This is a genomic window from bacterium (assembly GCA_029210965.1).
Taxonomy (GTDB): Bacteria; BMS3Abin14; BMS3Abin14; order BMS3Abin14; family BMS3Abin14; genus JALHUC01.
Map to the genome: position 1 here is coordinate 1 of JARGFZ010000081.1, position 3,538 is coordinate 3,538.

The 3,538-nt window shown below is 33.3% G+C and carries 3 protein-coding genes; all 3 read left to right on the forward strand.

Annotation, left to right across the window (positions count from 1 at the left end):
* Positions 1-842 precede the first annotated feature (842 nt).
* Complete coding sequence (locus P1S59_14260) at positions 843-2,735, forward strand: DUF927 domain-containing protein (protein MDF1527393.1); 1,893 nt, start codon at positions 843-845, stop codon at positions 2,733-2,735.
* A gap of 288 nt (positions 2,736-3,023) precedes the next feature.
* Entirely contained in the window at positions 3,024-3,326 is a 303-nt protein-coding gene (locus P1S59_14265) for a hypothetical protein (protein MDF1527394.1), read from the forward strand.
* Positions 3,320-3,538: DNA cytosine methyltransferase (locus P1S59_14270; protein ID MDF1527395.1), on the forward strand; the 219-nt coding region annotated here is incomplete at its 3' end. The genes P1S59_14265 and P1S59_14270, both read left to right, overlap by 7 nt.

The window sequence follows — 3,538 nt, forward strand, 5'->3', positions numbered from 1 at the left end:
CAATCCTCATGATATCTATACTTTGGCCGTTGGTTGTGATATATAAAATTATCAAGAAATGGTTATGGAGGAAATGAAATATGAAAATAAAAATTAGAGGTGAATGCAATGAGTAGAATATGTCGGTCTGTGGAATGTGGTTTTTATAAGTATTACATGCTGTGGAATAACAATCAATGGTACTTAAGTATGCCAGATACTTGTAGCCAATGTAAACGAGCATATCCAGATATGTTTTGTAGTGAACTCGTTCTCGGTGGGGATGCAACCACGCCACAGCACTAAGCGGGGTGAAAGTAATAATGTTGTGTGAATATCAAGAATGTGAAAAAGAGGTAATAAAAAATGGTGTATAACATACGAGTTAAAATAACTGACCTTGCGGGTAGGAAACTGGCTATATATCGTAGTACCCGTGGATTGAAAAACGCAGAAGCACTTACTGAGATATTAGAAAATCTTGTAATATATGATGACAATTTTTATGTGGAAAATAAATAGAAATTGTTGGTTTTTGGGTATGTGTATATATGTGTTTTATATATAGTAAAACACACATATACGGACTGGTAGGTTTTTATACACATAGGCTTATATTTATCATTTTGGTATAAACAATAGATATATATAATATGAAATTAATCATATATTATTATGAAATTTAGTTCTACATTCAGGAGTTTTAATGGAACGCTGTATATAAGAGTTCCAAAAAGTGTTGAAGATGCGATCGGGCTGAAAAAAAGATTAGATTTGTGTGTGGATAAAGGAAAAAAACCACAGTGTGTTATAGAATATATTAGTGGTGATAAGATGACCGTTTCATTTAGGTTGAGGTGAGCATGTATTTTAAATTTAAGCTGTCTAAATCTGAGGATTCTCCATATATTGAATCTGTTATAAATAATAATAATGTTTATATTAAATTAATAGATAAGGATAAAATTCTTTATGATTATAAATATCCCCTGGGTTTTTGGAAAATGGGTGTTGGTAAAATGAATGGTTTGGTTGAATTGGTTAAATCGTTGGGGGTTGTTAAAGGCAAGACCGAATCTGAATTGTTGGTTTTGGCGTCTATTAATGAATATAGATCAATTTTTGATTTAAAAAAAATTCCGTTTGGGTTTGATGTTGATGGGGGATTATATACCTTGAGTGAGGACCGGGACGGAAACACAACCAGAAAACTAATTACACACACACCGGTTTGGGTTCCGTTTCAGTATTATAATTGTGATACAAATCATATGATGATTGACCTGGCTTTTTATTCACATGGTAAATTGTGTATTGTCCCGTCATATCAAAAAGACGCATTTCAAAGAAGGGGTATAATGGAAGTGGCGTCTCATGGTGCTTTATTAGAAGAGGGGAAAGCAGGGCAACTTATAAACTGGTTGACTAATTATATTCATTATAATGATATACCATTAAATCATGTATTTGAAAGGTTTGGGTGGAAGGATGATATGTGTTTTGTGCTTGGAACAAGAATGTTGTCAGATGTGGAAACTAAAAATATAAAGATTATGCAGGTCCCAGATAAAAGCATCCAGGGGTTGGAATGTAATGGTACAGCGGCTGAGTGGGTATCATACACTAAAAAAATATTAAAATATGATCGGGCGAGAATTAAATGTTATGCTGCGTGTGCGGCCCCGCTGCTGAAACTTGTTAACCAAAAATCTTTTGTTGTTCATGATTATGGTGATTCATCAACAGGAAAAACAAAAACATCAGAACTGGCTATGTCTATCTGGGGAGATCCTGGAAAACTTATTATGTCTGGGTTTGGTACGGCTGTTGGTAAAGAGCGCCTGGCCACTATATTTACAGACCTTCCAATATTTATAGATGAAACGTCTACCACAAACGAAGACGACACTAAAAATTTTATATATTTAATCGCTAATGAAACTGGGAAATTGCGAGGATTGAAAGAGGGGGGGTTACAAGACACAGCCAACTGGAAAACCATTGCCTTTACAACTGGTGAAGAGCCGTTAATTAATGACAATTCTTTTACGGGAATGGCTATGCGCACGATTGAATTGTTTGGGGGGTTGGGAGTATATGATAAGGAAGCCATTGATGAGTTTAAGATTGGTGTTGAATCGTGTTATGGTGTGTTGGGTGAATACATCATACATAAAATTATTGATAATGAAAAAGAATTGCAACAATATTATACTGAGCTTACAAAAAAGTTTAATGACTTGGCAACAGAGCTTAACATTTCATTGAATGGTATTGGTGGAAGATCGGCGTCTATGTTTGCCGTGATTGCGTTGGGTGGGTTAATTTTTGAAGAGGTTGTTGGTATGTGTGGTGGTGAACAAAAAGAAGCGCCTGTTATATGTGCAGATGTTTATAGAGAGTATATTAATATAATGTCTGAGGCAAAATATTCAATGAAAGCATATGAATATTTTATGTCGTGGTTTCATACAAAAGAAAAATATTTTTTGGTTGATATGATGGAAATTACAGGGAAGACACCATATGATATTTATGGGAATGTTACAGATACATATATAGATATTTTTCCTAACATGCTTAAAGAAGTTTTAGAAAGGGGTGGATTTAATTATAGGCGTGTTATAAAAGATTGGGTGGATGAAAAAATTATTATACAGTATGAAGATAAAAACGGTAAAAAATTTACAAATTATGTTGTAAAATATTATAATAAAACAAAAAAGGTTATACGTGTGGGGGTTAGAAATGACTGAAAATATACTAAATAAAGTAAACGAGGTAACTAAAGGTAACGGTGTGGTGTGTCTTCTGATATGTAAATGTTATATAGGTTACCAAGTTACCAAGTTACCTTGTATAGGCAAAAAGGATTTTATTACTAAAACTACTAATATATTAAAATTAAATTCACACACACCTATATACAGGTTAAAACGCTGTAAACGAGGTAACTTGGTAACCCGTGCGTTTTTTATAGAGCGGGCGCTGCTGTCAAAAGAAATTAACGATGGTAACCGGAGAGTAACTGAGGTAACCTTCTCATGATATCAGATAATATTAATAATTTTATAGGTGCGTTTCATTTTTCAGATAATAAAATAAAAGATATTATTAATAAATCCGAAGAAAATATACCTATATTAAATAAATCACAAATAGAAATAATGAAATTAATACATCAACAATTTCAAATACCCGCAATAAAAAAACTATATCATAATTTAGAATGGAAGGATCGTGTTTTTTGGGTGGTTCATGGTAATATATACAATCAATATGATGATTTATGTTCGACTGAACTGAAAGAATATATCATTGAATATATCAAGTCGGTGGGGTGGTAATAATTAGAATAGCATCATTATTTTCAGGTATAGGAGGGTTTGAAAAGGGAATGTTACAAGCCAACCCAGATATAGAACTTGTGTTCAGTAGCGAGATTGATAAATATGCAAGACAGATATACATTAAAAACTTTGGAGTAGAACCACATGGCGACATCACAAAAATCAACGCAACAGCTATCCCTGACCATGACATCTTGTGTGGGGGATTT